The sequence below is a fragment of the Streptococcus parauberis NCFD 2020 genome (assembly GCF_000187935.1).
Classification (GTDB): domain Bacteria; phylum Bacillota; class Bacilli; order Lactobacillales; family Streptococcaceae; genus Streptococcus; species Streptococcus parauberis.
Genome location: NZ_AEUT02000001.1, coordinates 1,974,807 through 1,992,574, shown reverse-complemented (window position 1 = coordinate 1,992,574; position 17,768 = coordinate 1,974,807). Strand labels below are relative to the sequence as shown.

General features: G+C 31.6%; 15 protein-coding genes. 5 read left to right on the top strand and 10 right to left on the bottom strand.

Annotated elements, in window-relative coordinates; translation table 11 throughout:
* Nucleotides 1-13 precede the first annotated feature (13 nt).
* The 8 genes from SPB_RS10060 to yfmF all read right to left on the bottom strand — a co-directional run bounded on the left by SPB_RS10060 (nucleotide 14) and on the right by yfmF (nucleotide 7,340).
* Nucleotides 14-649: a transglycosylase SLT domain-containing protein gene (locus SPB_RS10060; RefSeq protein WP_003105347.1), complete on the bottom strand. Its 636-nt coding sequence runs from the start codon at nucleotides 647-649 to the stop codon at nucleotides 14-16.
* A gap of 125 nt (nucleotides 650-774) precedes the next feature.
* Complete coding sequence (locus tag SPB_RS10055) at nucleotides 775-1,581, bottom strand: energy-coupling factor transporter transmembrane component T family protein (RefSeq protein WP_003102771.1); 807 nt, start codon at nucleotides 1,579-1,581, stop codon at nucleotides 775-777.
* Entirely contained in the window at nucleotides 1,574-2,416 is an 843-nt protein-coding gene (locus tag SPB_RS10050) for an energy-coupling factor transporter ATPase (protein ID WP_003103733.1), read from the bottom strand. Before SPB_RS10050 ends, SPB_RS10055 begins: the two co-directional genes overlap by 8 nt.
* Nucleotides 2,392-3,231, bottom strand: coding sequence for an energy-coupling factor ABC transporter ATP-binding protein (locus tag SPB_RS10045; RefSeq protein ID WP_003104392.1), 840 nt, complete (start codon nucleotides 3,229-3,231; stop codon nucleotides 2,392-2,394). The genes SPB_RS10050 and SPB_RS10045 overlap by 25 nt, the downstream gene beginning before the upstream one ends.
* A gap of 2 nt (nucleotides 3,232-3,233) precedes the next feature.
* On the bottom strand, nucleotides 3,234-3,776 hold the full coding sequence (pgsA, locus tag SPB_RS10040; RefSeq protein ID WP_003105484.1) for a CDP-diacylglycerol--glycerol-3-phosphate 3-phosphatidyltransferase: 543 nt from the start codon (nucleotides 3,774-3,776) through the stop codon (nucleotides 3,234-3,236).
* Between the two features lie 12 nt (nucleotides 3,777-3,788).
* Nucleotides 3,789-4,766 carry a helix-turn-helix domain-containing protein gene (locus SPB_RS10035; RefSeq protein ID WP_003103025.1) on the bottom strand — a complete coding sequence of 326 codons (978 nt, stop codon included), beginning with the start codon at nucleotides 4,764-4,766 and terminating at the stop codon, nucleotides 3,789-3,791.
* 49 nt (nucleotides 4,767-4,815) lie between these two features.
* A complete protein-coding gene (gene yfmH, locus SPB_RS10030) occupies nucleotides 4,816-6,096 on the bottom strand; it encodes an EF-P 5-aminopentanol modification-associated protein YfmH (protein WP_003103837.1) in 1,281 nt (426 codons plus the stop codon).
* A complete protein-coding gene (gene yfmF, locus SPB_RS10025) occupies nucleotides 6,096-7,340 on the bottom strand; it encodes an EF-P 5-aminopentanol modification-associated protein YfmF (protein WP_003105281.1) in 1,245 nt (414 codons plus the stop codon). The genes yfmH and yfmF overlap by 1 nt, the downstream gene beginning before the upstream one ends.
* Nucleotides 7,341-7,716: 376 nt before the next feature.
* On the opposite strand from yfmF, the gene yaaA reads away from it, so the two are divergent.
* Both yaaA and recF read left to right on the top strand, forming a co-directional pair.
* Nucleotides 7,717-8,121 carry a S4 domain-containing protein YaaA gene (gene yaaA, locus SPB_RS10020; protein ID WP_003103342.1) on the top strand — a complete coding sequence of 135 codons (405 nt, stop codon included), beginning with the start codon at nucleotides 7,717-7,719 and terminating at the stop codon, nucleotides 8,119-8,121.
* A gap of 2 nt (nucleotides 8,122-8,123) precedes the next feature.
* The gene (recF, locus tag SPB_RS10015; RefSeq protein WP_003105355.1) at nucleotides 8,124-9,218 is read left to right on the top strand and encodes a DNA replication/repair protein RecF; all 1,095 of its coding nucleotides are present in this window, start codon (nucleotides 8,124-8,126) and stop codon (nucleotides 9,216-9,218) included.
* A gap of 187 nt (nucleotides 9,219-9,405) precedes the next feature.
* On the opposite strand, the gene guaB is transcribed toward recF, so the two are convergent.
* Nucleotides 9,406-10,887, bottom strand: a complete 1,482-nt coding sequence (gene guaB, locus SPB_RS10010) for an IMP dehydrogenase (protein ID WP_003104758.1) — start codon at nucleotides 10,885-10,887, stop codon at nucleotides 9,406-9,408.
* Nucleotides 10,888-11,129: 242 nt separating this feature from the next.
* Complete coding sequence (gene trpS / locus SPB_RS10005) at nucleotides 11,130-12,152, bottom strand: tryptophan--tRNA ligase (RefSeq protein ID WP_003103593.1); 1,023 nt, start codon at nucleotides 12,150-12,152, stop codon at nucleotides 11,130-11,132.
* 395 nt (nucleotides 12,153-12,547) lie between these two features.
* Between trpS and SPB_RS10000 the strand changes: the two genes are divergently transcribed.
* From SPB_RS10000 to SPB_RS09990, 3 genes are all read left to right on the top strand, one after another.
* Nucleotides 12,548-13,420, top strand: coding sequence for a YitT family protein (locus SPB_RS10000; RefSeq protein ID WP_003104058.1), 873 nt, complete (start codon nucleotides 12,548-12,550; stop codon nucleotides 13,418-13,420).
* Nucleotides 13,421-13,501: 81 nt separating this feature from the next.
* Nucleotides 13,502-15,121, top strand: coding sequence for an ATP-binding cassette domain-containing protein (locus tag SPB_RS09995; RefSeq protein ID WP_003105751.1), 1,620 nt, complete (start codon nucleotides 13,502-13,504; stop codon nucleotides 15,119-15,121).
* Nucleotides 15,122-15,176: 55 nt separating this feature from the next.
* Nucleotides 15,177-17,756, top strand: a complete 2,580-nt coding sequence (locus tag SPB_RS09990; RefSeq protein ID WP_003106083.1) for a YfhO family protein — start codon at nucleotides 15,177-15,179, stop codon at nucleotides 17,754-17,756.
* Nucleotides 17,757-17,768 lie beyond the last annotated feature (12 nt).

The following is a 17,768-nucleotide window of genomic DNA, read 5'->3' as shown; positions in this document are numbered from 1 at the left end:
TTTTCTTTTTTGATTAATAACCCCAAGCAGACATCCCTTGGGTATTGTATGCTTTAATTGCTGAATTAACTTGATCTTGTACTGTTGCTGTCGAACCCCAACCTGGCATTGTTTGGAATAGTCCTGATGCACCAGATGCATTTGCTACATTTGGATTACCATTAGATTCACGTGCAATGATTGTTTCCCATGTTGCTTGTGGGACACCAGTTGCTGCTGCCATTTGAGCTGCTGCTTGACTTCCAACAACACCAGCTGTGTTACCGTTTGATGGGTAAGCTGGAGTAGAAGCGTATTGTTGTACTTGTGTAGCTTGAGCAGCAGGTGCAGCTTGAACTTGTTCAGCTGGAACAGTTTCTTCAGTAGCTGGTGCTACCTCTGCTGGAGTTGCAGCAGTGACTTCAATTGAAGAAGATTGTTCTGTTTGACTTGAACTTGCTTCAGGTTTCTTTTTTTCAGAAGAAGATGATGACTTTTCAACTTTTGATTTAGTAACTTTTTTCACGACTTTTGTTTCAGATTTTTTAGCAAATGATTCAGTATCTACATTTTTACTTGAAAATGTAAATACTAAAGCTAACAATCCAATTGCAAATGCTAGAACCCCAAAACTAACATAACTTTTTTTCAAATTTTTAATTCTATACATAAAAATACCTCTTTTTCTCTAACTAACATATTAACCTAAGTATATTACCTAAATATATAAGTTATATTAAAAATGTTACAGAGATATTTTATTTTATAAGAAATTCTGAAATTATTAGTCTATATCTAGTTGATATCTGGATTTTTTAACAAAAATAACACTATACCTAGGATGAGAACTAATAATATTGCAATTGTATCCATTGTTTTCCACTTCAAAAGACGGAATTTAGTTCTGCCGTCACCACCTCGATAACCACGAGATTCCATTGCTATGGCTAAAGCGTCAGCTCTTTTAAAGCTTGATGCAAACAAAGGAATCAAAATTGGTATAATCGATTTTACTTTTTGCAGAAGATTCCCTTCCCCAAAATCAACCCCTCTAGCCTTTTGGGCGTTCATAATGCGAGTGGTATCATCCATTAAGGTTGGAACAAAACGTAAGCTAAGGGACAACATTAGTCCAATTTCATGTGCTGGAATTTTGAGAGGCTCAAATGGTTTCAAAAGAGACTCAACGGCATCAGATAAACTGAGTGGAGTAGTAGTTAAAGTTAGTAGGGTTGAAAAGAAAATAATCAACACAAATCTCATGAAGATTAATAAGGCTTGGCTTAAACCAAAATCTGTTATCTTAATAATCCAAAATTGAGCCAATACATTTCCGGATTGAGTAAAAAACATTTGAAATAGTGTCGTAAATAGAATGATTCCAATCATTGGTTTCACACCATTTAAAAAAAATGAAAAGTTGATTTTTGAAAGGAAGACAATTGCTAATGTAAAAGTTAGCATAGTCAGATTTGTCACTAGATTATTAGCCCAAAAAATAATAATGATGTAAACAATCATAGCCAATAATTTGCTACGAGGATCTAATCGATGAATGATTGAATCTCCAGGAATATAGCGTCCAAGAATTAGTTTATCCATGATTAATTACCTCCCTTAACTCATTTAGAGTAATTGGTAGATAAGGTAAATCTAATCCTTTTTCAACCAAATTTTGAGCAAATTTTGTTACTTTTGGAACACCTAATTGTTTTTCTTCAAGTAATTTGACATCTTGAAAAATATTTTTGGGCAATCCACTTGTAATGATTTTACCAGACTCTAAAATATATACAAAGTCAGCAAAATTTGCCACATCATCCATTAAATGAGTAACTAAGACAATTGTCATTCCTGAATGATGAAGTTTTTTAAAGAGTGACATTAATTCACGTCTTCCTTTAGGGTCTAACCCTGCTGTTGGTTCATCTAAGACTAACACTTTAGGCTCCATGGCTAGGATACCAGCAATGGCAACTCGTCTCATTTGCCCCCCCGATAGTTCAAATGGATTTTTTTCAAATAATTCTTCTGAAATACCAACCATTGTTAGTTTTTCACGCGCGAGTTGTTCAGCTTCCTCTTTAGATACTCCAAAATTTTGAGGTCCAAACGCTACATCCTTCAGAACAGTTTCTTCAAAAAGTTGACTTTCTGGAAATTGAAATACTAAACCTACATGCTTTCTAACCATTTTGATATCTTTATTTTTGGATTGATGTGTAATTTCTTGACCATCTACAATTACTGTTCCTCTACTTGGAACTAATAAACCATTTAACAATTGCATTATTGTTGATTTTCCAGATCCAGTATGACCAATAAAAGCAGTATAAGAACCATCAGTTATCTCAAGGTTAACGTCAAAAAGAGCACGCCCTTCAAATGGTGTCCCTTCCTGGTAAGTATAGCTTACATTTTGGAAATTAATTGCCATAACTGATTTTCTAATTCCTTTTCTGAAAGATAATCGCCTTCAATGGGATAATTTTCTTCTTTTAATAATTTAATTACAGAATTTGAAAATGGAACATCAAGTCCTAAATTCAATAAATCTTCACCACGAGAAAATAATTCCTCTGGACTTGAACTGGACTCAATCTGACCATTTTTCATAACCAATACTCTATCACTCAAAGCAACTTCATCTAAATCATGCGTAATCGAAATTACAGTAAGATCATATTCATGTCTAATTGATTGGATTGTTTTAATGAGTTCTAGACGACCTTTTGGATCCAACATACTAGTTGCTTCATCTAAGACAATTATCATTGGCCTTAGAGCAACAGCTCCCGCTATGGCAACTCTTTGTTTTTGTCCACCAGATAAGCGAGCAGGCTCACGGTCTTTAAACTGACTCATGCCTACTAAATCTAATGCTTCTTGAACCCTAACAACCATCTCAGCATGATTGACACCCTTATTCTCTAGACCAAAGGCGACATCGTCTTCGACAGTAGCTCCAACAAATTGATTATCAGGATTTTGAAAGACCATTCCAATCTTTTGACGAATTTCCCAAACGTTTTTTTCAGATAGTAGGTCACCGTCAACCACAATTGTACCAGATTCAGCTTCTAAAATACCATTTAAAAGTCTGACAGAAGTTGATTTACCTGAACCATTATGTCCAATAATAGATAACCATTCTCCACGTTTCACGTGAAACGAAATATCATTTAAAGTGTAATATTCCTGTTCCTCATGGTATTTAAATTTAATATGTGATACTTCAATAATATTTGTCATGATTACTTAAAGGTGTCTTTGAATAAGAAACCAGCTCCTTTAAAGTAGTCATATCCTGAATAAATCGTAAAGAATAAGGCGATATATAATAGAATATTGCCAATAAGCGTTAAATGACAGAAAAGAAAAATGATAGAGAACATTTGTGACATGGTCTTGATTTTTCCAGGCATAGCAGCAGCAAGAACTGTACCACCAGATTCAACTAGAAGCAAGCGTAAACCTGTCACTGCTAATTCACGACAGATAATGATTGCAACAATCCACGCTGGTGCTAATTCTGCACCGACTAACATAATGAAAGCACTCATAACAAGCATTTTATCTGCTAAAGGATCGGCAAATTTACCAAAATTAGTAACTACTTCCCACTTTCTAGCTAAATAACCATCCAAGTAGTCTGTCAAACTGGCTATAGCAAAAATAACTGCAGCAACAATGTGCCATGTTAAAGACTGCGATAAACTTGTAATAAGCAAGAAAATTGGAATCATGATAATTCTAATTAGGGTTAATAAATTTGGTATATTTTCTTTTTTTGTCATTTTTATTCCTTACTATTGAAATTTCAAAGTGATATAACTTGTATCTGTAACAGTGATAGGACTTAAATCAAGTGGTTCCCCATCGATAGAAACAGATAAGCCTTTGGTTATTCCTAGCGTTAATAATGCTTCGCTTACATCTTTATCAAGTGTTGCCGTGTAAGTTGGGGTTTCTTTAGTTAGTGTAGTCCCAGCTTCGCCAATATCTGAATTTGTAAGAGAAATCCAAGCACTTTCAGCATCCGTTAAAGTGATGGTCACATCAACCGATTCATTTGCCTTTTTAACAGTTGCTTCTAAATAATTATCTTGTCCTTGACTTGTAATTTCTGTTTTTGGCTGACTGCTACTTGAAGTATTTGTCTTACTTTTAGAAGTTGTTTTGTTAACTTGACTTGTTTGGACTTCTTTTGCTTTATTTTCTTTGTTCATCTGTTTCCAAACAGCAAAAAACATAAAGACAAAAATTAATAGAGCAATAAAGGTTAATAAGACAATGATGAAAATAGATTTTGATCTTTTTTCATTATGACTCAGACGACTATGTCTCGAACTTTCAAAATAAAACTCATCATCTTCATCTTTCGAATTATCAACTAAAAAATTAGCTTGAGTATTTTTTTTAGTTGAAGTATTCTTTTCTTCTTCATCGAATGATTTAGCTTGTCTTGAAAAATTAACTTTATCTTCAACACGATGACTTAATTTATTTTCAACAATTTGAGTTACACTTGGATTTTTATTTTCCATTTTTGTAGACATTTGTTGATTATATTTATTTTTCAAATAATGAAATTCTAAACCAACAATCTCGCCATATTGTTTCAAAAACTGATCAATCTTATGCTCTGGAATAATTTTATATTGATCTAATTCCATTGCTAATAAATAATGCGAAGATATACCACTTTTAGTTTCAATATAATCTAATGTAATATTCTTCTCTATGCGGGATTCACGTAAAATCTCACCAAGACTTTTATCTCTCATACAGGTACCTCGAATTTAATGTAATAAATCAATTATAGCAAACTTTTAACTATTTTGGAAAGACAGTAAAATCTGATTCTTCAGCTTGTTTAAAAAAGTTATCCGCAATAGATAAAACTTCTACTAACTGAATTTTTTCTAGAATATCGGGAATATCATAGTAAGTATCTTGATCAGTTAGAAATAGATTGAATTGACTAGCAACCTGTTCCACATTATCCAAACTTTGTAAAAAATCTCCATACATTTCTCTTTTTAAAATAGAAAAATGTTCTTGGTTAAAATCATCAGAATTGCTACAGTTTTTGATTTTTTTTCTGATTTCACTTGACATCCCAATTGGTTGATTTGTATCTAAACTTATAAGAACAAAAGAGAAGTTGGAATTAATTTCAATTTCAATATCAAAGGAATCATCAATCTTTCCTTGTTCATACCAAGATTGATATGTTCTTGATGTCCAACCTAATAACATTGACATAGCAAGTCGTAAAGCAATTTTGATTTTTAATAAAGAAATATCATTCTTAATCTTTTGCCCTCTGTATCCAACTACTAATTTAGAATTTGTGACTTCCATGCTTTTTGAACTAGATTTAACTACGGGATTGTATGAAATGTCATCAATTCTTTCAACTTGCTTACGAGCACGGTATTTTTTTTGATACTTTTCAATAACTGTAAAAGTTTCACCTATGTCGACATCACCAACAATAATTAAACTCATGTTGTTGGGTTTATAAAAATAACTATAATTACGCTTTAGTATTTTTGGAGTAATTTGATTGATTGAGCCCTTACTACCAGCAATATCATCAGCTAGACTTGTATCTGCAAACAGATTCTGTAATATTCCAATATAAGCTTGATAGTCTGCATCATCAGCATACATATCAATTTCTTGTCCAATAATTTTCTTTTCTTTATTGACCGAATCTTCAGTAAAGCTAGATGACATAACTAAATCTTGTAACAATATTAAACTTTCCACAAAATTTTCTGATGTTGAAAAGTAATAAGATGTTTTGTCAAAAGTTGTAAAGGCATTTACATCAGAACCTAATTCTGTAAATTTAAGTGAAGCATCTTGTCCTAAATCATCTTCGAAAAGTTTATGTTCAAGAAAGTGGGCTATGCCTTCAGGGTTATCCCATAGACGATTTCTTTCTGTAAACTTTTTGTCAATCGAACCAAAATCAACTGTCAACATAGCTGTTTTTTCTTTAAATCCTGACTTAGGTATTATAAAAATATCTAAACCATTTTTTAGACGAGAATAATGAATTTCTTCATCAAATTTATTAAAAGAAATTTTTGTTAATGGAGTCATTATTTTCCCTCCAAGAAGTAAAGTGCTTGTAATTTCAATAAGTTTGCCGCCTTGACAATATCTCGTTTCGTTACTTTGTCAATAGTGTCAAGCCATTCAGTTAAATGGTAATTTTCATTAACATAGTCGACAATATACAACCTGTCAATCATTGCTTTACAATTATCTTGTGATTGATTTACAGTGTTTATGATCATTGATTTTGTTTTTTTAATTAAACTACTTGGAAATCTGCCCATTTTTATGTCATTCATTTCTTTGATAATGAGCTGTAAAGTCTTTTTACGGTCATTATTATCAATTCCAGCAAATATATCTAAATATCCAGTATATATGTCCATTCTACTCCCAATACTGTAAGCAATGCCTTCTTCCTCACGAATTTTGGTAAATAACCGAGAATGGGAAAAAGAACCCAATAAACCATTAAGAACGATTAATGCATAATGGTCCTTTGTTCCAAAATCAACATTAAAATGATAAACCATTTCTAAAATTGACTGATTGACATCTTTTACTTCTTTTTTATCTTTTACAATATTGACATAATCTTGTTTATAATTGAATATCAAAAACTTTTCTCTATCAACAAATGGATATTGATGTAATTGTTGGACAACTCGGTACTCTTCGAAATCACCAACCAAATAAATGTCAATCAAATCTTCCATCAACATATGATGAAATTCTTGATAGCTTGTGTAGGCTGTTTCTTTTTCAACAAGATCAACCGTACCATATTTTGAAATTTGAAGATTTTCATCACTAAAAAATATTTCTTTAGCTTTTAAAGAACTATAATAAAACGAGTCTTCTTTATCAGTCTCTAAATATGTAATTAAGTTTGCTTTTTCAATTTCAAATACCTTAGGTTGATATTGCGCAACAGAAAGAAGAGGAGAAAATAGGATTCCCCTCAAAAATTGAATAATCTCATCAAGAACACTTTCCCCATTGAAAGCATATTTATCTTGAATAAAACTTACATCAATATCAACTATGTGTACTTGCCCTTTATTAGAAACAGTAGTGGATAAACTCGCACCATATAATTGAGCTAGTTTTTCCCTAAATGCTTTTGCTGTAGGGTATTCTTCATTTGCTGTTGCTAACATTTGAGCAACTAGAACACGTTTAGCTACTGTTTTCTGATTTAAATCACCAGAAAATCTAAATGTGATATGATTCGATTTAAATTGCTTCGTTTTAATAAAGTGAAGTTGAACTCCTTCAACAATTTTCATAGTACATCCTTATATAAATATATGTTTCTCTAAATTATACCATTTTTAGCTGCGTTATCTGTTATATTGACTTAAATATTAAAAATTTTAGTTAGTAAAAAAAGTCGAGTATACTCAACTTATTTTTATATAATCCTTTTTTACAAAAAGGAAAACATTCACTAATCAGCGAGGTCATGGATGTTAGAGTTATCATTGATTTTATCAATGGTAACTCAAGTTCATTATACACTCTTTTATAAACATGTCAAAAAAATGAGGGGTTATTAAATAACAAATTACATTTAGATTTTTAGTAAAGTTCAAATTTCTAGATAATAATTATTATTTTCAAAATATGCTATAATAATGTGACTTGAAAAATGGAGAAATACTTATGGAATACAAATTATTTAGTGAATTTATAACTTTACAAGCCTTACTTAAAGAACTTGGAATCATTCAAAGTGGTGGTGCAATTAAAGGATTCTTAGTAGAACACACTGTGTTATTTAATGGTGAGGACGAAAAAAGAAGAGGTAAAAAGATTAGAATTGGTGATATCGTAACTCTACCAGAGCAAGATTTATCAATAACTATTGCTGAACCTAGCCAAGAGGAACTTCTGGAATATAACCTTGCAGAAGAAGAGAAGCAACGTGTAGCTAAAATAGTTAAAGAAATGAATCAATCACTAAAAAAGCCAGCAAAACAAACTCCTAAAAAAACAAAGAATAGTAAATTTAACACTAGACCAAGAAAATCTGGTAAAGGTCCAGCAGTTAAATTTCCTGGTACATAATAATGTGGTTAAAGGAATTAACACTAAATCACTTTAGAAATTATAATGACTTAAATATAAATTTTTCAGAGGGACTAAACATCTTTATAGGAAACAATGCCCAAGGAAAAACGAACATCTTAGAAGCTATCTATTTTATTGCCTTAACTAGAAGTCATCGCACAAGAAGTGATAAAGAATTAATCCAGTTTTCAACTGATCGTTTATCTATTGAAGGAAAATTAAATCGCCTCTCAGGTAATATCAGTTTAGAAATTAATTTATCTGATAAAGGTCGAATAACAAAGATTAATTCATTAAAACAAGCAAAACTTTCTGAATATATAGGTACAATGATGGTAGTACTCTTTGCTCCTGAAGATTTACAATTAGTTAAAGGCGCTCCTAGTCTTCGAAGAAAGTTTATTGATATTGATTTAGGTCAAATTAAACCTGTTTATCTATCTGACTTATCGAATTATAACCATATTTTAAAACAAAGAAACGCATATTTAAAAGCTGCTAGAACAATTGATTTTGACTTTCTAGTAGTTTTGGATCAACAATTATCATATTATGGTAGCCGTGTTATTCAGCAAAGAATTCAATTCATTGCTGATCTTGAAAAAGAAGCAGATGCTCATCATCAGGCAATATCAAATGAACTAGAAAGTTTACAAATTAAATATATTTCTAGCATTGATACAAGTCAAAGTCAACTTATTCAAGAAAAATTCATGGAGCAACTTGAAAGAAATCGTCAACGTGATATTTTTAGAAAGAATACGAGTATTGGCCCACATAGAGATGACATTGAATTTTATATAAATAATATGAATGCAAATTTTGCAAGCCAAGGTCAACATCGAAGCTTAATTTTATCCATAAAGATGGCTGAAGTGAGTTTAATGAAAATCTTGACTGGAGATAATCCAATACTACTGTTAGATGATGTTATGAGTGAATTAGACAATACAAGACAAACAAAATTAATTGAGACTGTCATTCAAGAAAATGTTCAAACTTTTATTACTACTACTAGTTTGGAACACCTCTCGCAACTTCCAAAAACTTTAAAAACTTTTCATGTAACTAGTGGAACCATTAAGGCAGACTGAGTCTGCTTTTTACTTTACAACTAACTTTACAATAAATTGACATTATGTGTTTGACAATTACTTAAATTATAGTGTTTATATAATTTTTTTACACAAATATCAAATTATTTTTACACTTACTTTACACTTGTTTATAAAATAGTAAAGCAAAAAAGAGATAGGTAATCCTAACTCTTTTTTATTATTATTAATGAACTGAATAGTTTGGTGCTTCATTTGTAATTTGAACATCATGTGGGTGACTTTCAATTAAACCAGCACCTGACATCTCAATAAACTGTGCTTTATTGTGAAGATCATCGATGGTAGCTGCTCCAACATAGCCCATACCAGAGCGGATACCACCAAGCATTTGAAAGACAATATCAGAAGCGGCACCTTTATAGGCTACACGACCTTCAATTCCTTCTGGAACGAGTTTATTTGCTTCATTAACTGAACCTTGGAAGTAACGATCACTTGACCCTTTTTTCATTGCTGCAATTGACCCCATACCACGGTATGTTTTAAATTTACGACCTTGGAAAATTTCAGTTTCACCGGGCGCTTCATCAGTTCCTGCAAACATTGAACCAAGCATTACTGCATTTCCACCTGCAGCAAGAGCTTTTACAATATCACCAGAGTATTTAATACCACCATCAGCAATAATTGTTTTGCCATATTCACGCGCAACAGCGGCAGCGTCATATATTGCTGTAATCTGTGGAACACCTACACCAGCTACAACACGAGTTGTACAGATTGAACCTGGTCCAATACCAACTTTAACAACATCTACACCAGCATCATACAAAGCGCGTGCTCCTTCAGAAGTAGCAATATTACCAGCAATCAGAGTTTTATCTGGGAATTGAGAACGAATTTCAGCAATTTTTCTCAAAACACCTGCGGAATGACCATGGGCTGTATCAATAACAATAGCATCTGCTCCAGCTTCAAATAGAGCACCAGCACGATCAAAGGTGTCAGAAGTAACACCAACAGCTGCCGCTACTAATAAACGGCCAAAATCATCTTTAGCAGCGTTTGGAAATTCAATTACTTTTTCAATATCTTTAATTGTAATAAGTCCTGACAAACGACCATTATCATCAACTAATGGAAGTTTTTCAATACGGTGTTCATGGAGAATTCTTTCAGCTGTTTCTAAATCAGTACCAACTGGTGCAGTAACTAATTTTTCACTTGTCATATGCTCAGAAATCAGTGAGTCGTAATCACTAATAAAACGCATATCACGGTTTGTAATAATTCCAACGAGTTTACGATTATTCATTGTTTCAACAACTGGAACTCCAGAAATACGATAGCGTTGCATTAATTCTTCAGCTTCAGCAACCTTATGATTTGGTGTTAGGAAGAAAGGATCAATAATTACCCCATTTTCTGAACGTTTAACTTTACGAACCTCCTCAGCTTGTTCAGCAATTGACATATTTTTATGAACAACACCAAGTCCACCAGCACGCGCAATTGCAATGGCCATTTTACTATCAGTAACAGTATCCATTGCTGCAGTAATAATAGGAATATTTAATGTTAAATTTTTAGCTAGCTTTGTTTGCATGTTTACTTCATTTGGTAGTACATGACTTTCAGCTGGAATAAGTAAAACATCATCAAAGGTATAACCTTTTTTCAAAAATTTTGTTTCCCAATTTGACATTAAAATGATCCTCTTTTCTTTATTGTAATAGGGAATAGTAACCCAGTCTATTTTTTTATTGTTACTATCATATCATGCTAAACAAATTTGTCAATAAATTAAAAATTATTTTCTATTTTTGCCTTATAAATACAAATAATGTTCGTAATTATATAATTATTTTATAAAATCATCTGATATTTCAGAATAATGTTCGCAAATAAAGGGAACTTCAATAATTATTGAAGTTCCCTTATCTATTATTAAAAGTAATTTATTCCCATAGCGCTTTTTACTTCTGAAAGAGTCTGAGCAGCAACAGCTTGTGCACTTTGACTTCCTTTTTCCAACATGCGGAATACTTCACCCATATCGCTAGCATATTCTAAGCGTTTTTGACGAATTGGAGCCAACTCACGTTCTAAGATTTCTAGGAGATAACGTTTTGTTTTGACATCTCCTAATCCACCCTTTTGGTAGTGTTCCTTCATGGCTTGAATATCTGCTTTATCACCATCTTGACCAAAAATATCTAGATAATGGAAGACCATATTCCCTTCAATTTGGCCAGGATCTTCAACACGAATATGATTCGGATCAGTATACATACTCATTACTTTTTTTTGAACTGTGTCTGCATCATCAGATAAATAAATACCATTTCCTAAAGACTTAGACATCTTTGCATTTCCATCTAGACCTGGTAAACGACCTGCACCTTCGTTTTCTGGATAAAGGCCTTCTGGTTCCACTAAACAATCGGTATTGTAAGCATTGTTAAAACTTCTCACAATTTCTCTTGTTTGTTCAATCATAGGTTTTTGATCGTTTCCAACTGGAACTAAATTAGCCTTGAATGCTGTAATGTCAGCAGCTTGAGAGACAGGATAAACTAAGAATCCACTTGGAATACTTTCACCAAATCCTTTTTGTGCAATTTCTGTTTTAACTGTTGGATTGCGTTCTAAGCGAGCTAGTGAAACAAGGTTCATGTAGTACATTGTTAATTCAGCAAGTTCAGGAATTTGACTTTGGATAAAAATAGTTGATTTATTAGGGTCTAATCCTACAGACAAATAGTCTAAAGCTACATTTCCAATGGAATCGCGAATTAATTCAGACTCTTTAGCATGATCTGTTAAAGCTTGCTGATCTGCTAAGAAAACAAACATTTTAAATTTATCTTGATTTTGCAAGATAACACGATTTTTCAAAGAACCAACATAATGGCCTAAATGTAGTTTTCCTGTTGGTCGATCTCCTGTTAAAATAATTGGTTTTGTCATTTCTTTCTCCTTATTTATAAAGAAAAACCCTCACGCAATATGCGTGAGGGCGTTATTACAATTGAATACGCGGTACCACCTCAATTAATACCTCTATCTTGGTATTATCTCATCTTCTCTATTAAATAAGAAGTTGCACGATAAGGGGTGCCAATCCTGAGATGTATTGTTTGATCCCATTTTATACATTAGTCCATTCATCTATTAATTTTGTTAGTTTACAGCCCCACTAACTCTCTGAAAAAATTAAATAAATTACTCTTCTAATTAGCTTTCATTCTATGAAATTTTCACAAATTTGTCAAGTTTAGCAAAATATAGGAAAAAGTTCTTGACACAAGACTAATTCATAGTAGATAATGGTATTATTTTCACGATAAGGAGTATAAATAAGGATGACGAATAGATTAAAAGATATGGTATTTGTAACCGTTGGAACATTTATTACAGCTATAGGTTTTAATACTATGTTTGTTGATAATCATATTGCTGCTGGTGGTATGGTCGGTATTGCAGTGGTAATGAAAGTTCTATTTGGTATTAGCCCATCTTTATTTTTAATGCTTAGTAATATTCCACTTCTTTTATTATGTTATTTTTTCCTAGGTAGACAAAATTTTGTTAAAACTTTGTATGGTTCTTGGATTTATCCAATAGCAATTAGAATGACTAATTTTTTACCTAGTATAACGCATAACCAATTATTAGCTGCTATTTTTGGTGGAATAATTGTGGGAATTGGTATTGGTATGGTTTTTTGGGGTAATTCATCAACTGGTGGAACAGGTATTCTAACTCAAATCTTACACAAGTATTCTCCTTTAAGTTTAGGTATTGCAATGACTATTATTGACGGTATTAGTGTTGCAATGGGATTTTTAGCTTTATCTGCTGATGATGTTATGTACTCCACAATCTGTTTATTAACTATTGGGTATGTTATTGCTATTATGGAAACTGGCTTTAATTCATCGAAGAATGTCATGATTATTTCAAAAGAATATATTCAAATCAAAGAATATATTCATAAAGTTATGGATCGTGGTGTTACTAAAATTCCTATTAGAGGTGGATATACAACTAAAGAAAATGTTATGTTAATGGCTGTTATTTCAACTTATGAATTTCCATCTTTACAAGAAAAAATTAATGAGCTTGATGATACTGCTTTTGTTGTAGTTATGCCAGCTGCCCATGTTATTGGTCGTGGTTTCAGTTTAACCAAACAATATAAGCGAGAAGATGAAGATGTCTTGCTACCAATGTAAAAAGTATAACCCCTTTTCTGATTGAAAAAAGGGGCTTTTTCATGTACAATGAAAAATAGATAAATAATATGAGGTGAAAAATTGCTTACTGTTTCTGACATATCGTTACGTTTTAGCGATAGAAAACTTTTTGACGAAGTTAACATTAAATTTACTGCTGGTAATACCTATGGCCTAATTGGTGCAAATGGTGCTGGTAAATCAACATTTTTAAAAATTCTTGCAGGGGATATCGAACCAACAACTGGTCATATCTCATTAGGTACTGATGAACGCCTTTCAGTATTGCGACAAAACCATTTTGACTACGAAGAAGAACGTGCTATTGATGTAGTCATCATGGGAAATGAACAATTATTTAACATCATGAAAGAAAAAGATGCTATCTATATGAAAGAAGATTTTTCTGAAGAAGATGGTGTTCGTGCTGCAGAACTTGAAGGTACATTTGCTGAATTAGGTGGATGGGAAGCAGAGAGTGAAGCATCACAATTACTTCAAAATTTAAATATCCCAGAGAGTCTTCATTTCCAATCAATGAGTGAATTAGCAAATGGAGATAAAGTGAAAGTTCTCCTTGCTAAAGCATTATTTGGTAAGCCTGATGTGCTATTGCTTGACGAACCTACCAATGGATTAGATATTCAATCAATTGCCTGGTTAGAAAATTTCTTAATAGAATTTGAAAACACTGTTATTGTTGTTTCCCATGACCGTCACTTTTTAAATAAAGTATGTACTCACATGGCTGACTTGGACTTTGGAAAAATTAAACTTTACGTTGGTAACTATGATTTTTGGAAACAATCTTCAGAATTAGCTTTGCGTTTACAATCAGACCGTAATGCTAAAGCAGAAGAAAAAATCAAACAATTACAAGAATTCGTTGCACGTTTCTCAGCTAATGCCTCTAAATCAAAACAAGCAACATCTCGTAAGAAAATGCTTGATAAAATTGAATTAGAAGATATTGTACCTTCTAGTCGTAAATATCCATTTATCAATTTTAAAGCAGAACGTGAAATGGGAAATGACCTATTAACAGTTGAAAACCTTTCAGTTACTATTGATGGTGAAAAAATCATTGATAATATTAGTTTCATCCTACGTCCAGGGGATAAAGCAGCCATCATTGGCCAAAATGATATTCAAACTACTGCACTAATGCGTGCTTTAGCAGATGACATTGATTATGAAGGAACAATTAAATGGGGAGTGACAACTAGTCGCTCGTACCTTCCTAAAGACAACAGTAAAGATTTTGACACTGATGAATCTATCTTAGAATGGCTTCGCCAATTCGCCGAAAAAGGAGAAGACGATGATACTTTCTTAAGAGGTTTCTTGGGACGTATGTTGTTCTCTGGTGATGAAGTTAAAAAATCTGTTAATGTCTTATCAGGTGGTGAAAAAGTTCGTGTAATGCTATCTAAATTAATGCTATTAAAATCAAATGTTTTAATTTTAGATGACCCAACTAATCACTTAGACTTAGAATCAATTTCAAGTTTGAATGATGGTATCAAAGATTATAAAGAATCAGTTATTTTTGCCAGTCATGACCATGAATTCATTCAAACAATTGCTAACCACATTGTTGTCATTTCAAAAAATGGGGTTATTGATCGTATTGATGAAACCTACGATGAATTCCTTGAAAATGCAGAAGTTCAAGCTAAAGTTGAACAACTTTGGAAATAAAAAAGATAAGGCGGAAACGCCTTATTCTTTTTTTCAAAATAGAAAGAATAAGCATATGTCCGCAAAAAAAATAAACTTATCTCTTATATATTATATTCTTAGTTTTTTTATTCCATTCTTTATTATGTTTTTTGTTCTATATTCAAAAGACATTTATTACGGTGGTCCTAAAACTATTTTAGCAAGCGATGGTTTCCATCAATATGTTATTTTTGCCCAAAATTTGAGAAATATTTTACATGGAAAAGATAGTCTCTTTTATACATTTACAAGTGGATTAGGTTTAAATTTTTATGCACTCATTAGTTATTATTTAGGAAGTTTTTTATCACCTTTATATTATTTCTTTTCTCTTAATAATATGCCAGATGCTGTCTATATCTTTACACTCTGTAAATTTGGATTGATTGGACTATCTTCATATTTTTCATTCAAAAGAATTTATCCTAAAGTCCAGTCTTTTTTCATTCTTTCCTTATCAATTTCCTTTTCACTTATGAGTTTTTTGACAAGTCAATTAGAAATAAATACTTGGCTAGATGTCTTTTTGCTTGTTCCACTGATTTTATTAGGTTTACACTCTCTAATTAACAATGGAAAATTTTTACTTTACTATATAACATTAACTATCCTATTTATCCAAAATTATTATTTTGGTTACATGATGTCAATTTTTCTTTTACTTTATTTTATTGTACTATTGATTGAACTTGACAGTTGGAAAGAAAGATTTTATCCTACAGTAAATTTTATTTTTATCTCTTTACTTGCTGCTTTATCAAGTATGGTAATGATTCTTCCTGCTGTAAAAGACTTGTCAAGTCATGGCGAACAATTAACACAAGTAGTCAAATTATTTACAGCTAATACAGACTCTCTAGACCTGTTTGCTAAAAGCTTAATTGGTACTTATGACACCACTAAGTTTAATTCGATTCCAATGATTTACAGTAGTTTACTTCCTCTTTTATTAGCAATTCTTTACTTTACATTGTCAAGTGTAAAATTGCAAAGTAAAGTAGCTCATGGATTATTAATGATAATAATCCTGACTAGTTATTATATACAACCAATAGATTTATTTTGGCAAGGGATGCATGCTCCTAATATGTTTTTATATCGATATGCATGGACATTTCCTTTGTTATTAATCTTAATTTCAGGAAAAACCTTAACCTTATTTGAAAAAATAAAACCAATAACAATTGGAATTATATTTGTTATTTTAAGTAGCTTATTAAGCCTTCCTTATTTTATTACTAATAAATATGAATTTATTACAATTCCATTATTACTTTTAACTTTAATATTTGTGACAGCATATACTTTATTATTTGTTAGTCATAAAGAAACTAAATTATCCCTTATCTACATCGTCATCTTTACACTATTATTTACATGTGTAGAAAGTACTGTCAATACATACTACATGATTTCTGGATTAGAGAAAGAATGGGGTTTTCCTTTAAGAGAAGGTTATAGTAGAAATTTAAATGAGGTTGACACCCTTGTCAAGAAAACTGATTCATTGTCAACTGACTTTTTTAGATCTGAACGGATACTTCCACAGACTGGTAATGATAGTATGAAGTTCAATTACAATGGTATTTCTCAATTTTCTTCAATTAGAAATACTACTTCTAGTAAAGTTCTTGATCGACTTGGTTATAAATCAAACGGAACTAATTTAAATTTACGTTATCAAAATAATACCATTATTATGGATAGTATTATGGGTGTCAAGTATAATTTTTCTCAGACACCAATTCATAAATTTGGATTTGAATCCTATGCTAATAATGGCCAAACTAAGCTCTATCAAAATAATTTTGCATTAGGCCTAGGAATATTAACAAATACAAAATATAGGAATTTACCATTTACAGTAAATACCCTTGATAATCAGAAATTATTATTAAATCAGTTAAGTGGTTTACAATATAATTATTTTAAGGAAGTCCCTTATCAGGTTGAGGAAAATACTACACATCTTAATCAACGTGTTAATGCGAAAGCTAAAAATGAATCTCTCGACACAATAGTGACTTATCATATTCAAGTTCCAAGCCATACTCAACTTTATATCAGTATGCCAAATATTGTATTTTCAAACGAAAATTCAAAATCAGTAATTTCTAGTATTGGAAATGTTAGGCAAGAATATACAACAGACAATACTTTTACCTTTTTTGATTTAGGGTATTACCAAAAGCAACAACAACTAACTATTGATTTTATTTTTCCAAAAAATAAAAGTATATCTTATCAACAACCCCATTTTTATCAATTAGATACTCTTGCTTTCCATAGGGCAATAGCAGAGCTTAAAGATGATGATATTAGTACAAAAACCAAGGGAAATAAAGTTTATAGTAAATTTAATGCTAAAGCCGATGCTTCTGTTTTTTATACCATACCATATGACAAAGGTTGGTCTGCTAGAATAAATGGCAAAAAAGCCAAGCTGAAACAAGCTCAAAATGGCTTTATGACTGTTGATGTTAAAAAGGGATCTGGTAATATTGTTCTCACCTTTATTCCAAATGGATTAATAGAAGGGGTGATAATATCTGCTTTGGGTGTAACATTGTTTATTTGTTATTTCTTTATTAAACAAAATAAAAAGCCTGTCTAAAATAGACAAGGC

Coding starts and splice junctions, on each gene's coding strand:
- recF (WP_003105355.1), top strand. CDS start 8,124: ATGTGGTTAAAGGAATTAACACTAAATCACTTTAGAAATTATAATGAC.
- SPB_RS10060 (WP_003105347.1), bottom strand. CDS start 649: ATGTATAGAATTAAAAATTTGAAAAAAAGTTATGTTAGTTTTGGGGTT.
- yfmF (WP_003105281.1), bottom strand. CDS start 7,340: ATGAAAATTGTTGAAGGAGTTCAACTTCACTTTATTAAAACGAAGCAA.
- SPB_RS10055 (WP_003102771.1), bottom strand. CDS start 1,581: ATGGATAAACTAATTCTTGGACGCTATATTCCTGGAGATTCAATCATT.
- SPB_RS10035 (WP_003103025.1), bottom strand. CDS start 4,766: ATGAGAGATAAAAGTCTTGGTGAGATTTTACGTGAATCCCGCATAGAG.
- SPB_RS10000 (WP_003104058.1), top strand. CDS start 12,548: ATGACGAATAGATTAAAAGATATGGTATTTGTAACCGTTGGAACATTT.
- SPB_RS09990 (WP_003106083.1), top strand. CDS start 15,177: ATGTCCGCAAAAAAAATAAACTTATCTCTTATATATTATATTCTTAGT.
- yfmH (WP_003103837.1), bottom strand. CDS start 6,096: ATGACTCCATTAACAAAAATTTCTTTTAATAAATTTGATGAAGAAATT.
- guaB (WP_003104758.1), bottom strand. CDS start 10,887: ATGTCAAATTGGGAAACAAAATTTTTGAAAAAAGGTTATACCTTTGAT.
- yaaA (WP_003103342.1), top strand. CDS start 7,717: ATGGAATACAAATTATTTAGTGAATTTATAACTTTACAAGCCTTACTT.
- SPB_RS10045 (WP_003104392.1), bottom strand. CDS start 3,231: ATGACAAATATTATTGAAGTATCACATATTAAATTTAAATACCATGAG.
- SPB_RS10050 (WP_003103733.1), bottom strand. CDS start 2,416: ATGGCAATTAATTTCCAAAATGTAAGCTATACTTACCAGGAAGGGACA.
- trpS (WP_003103593.1), bottom strand. CDS start 12,152: ATGACAAAACCAATTATTTTAACAGGAGATCGACCAACAGGAAAACTA.
- pgsA (WP_003105484.1), bottom strand. CDS start 3,776: ATGACAAAAAAAGAAAATATACCAAATTTATTAACCCTAATTAGAATT.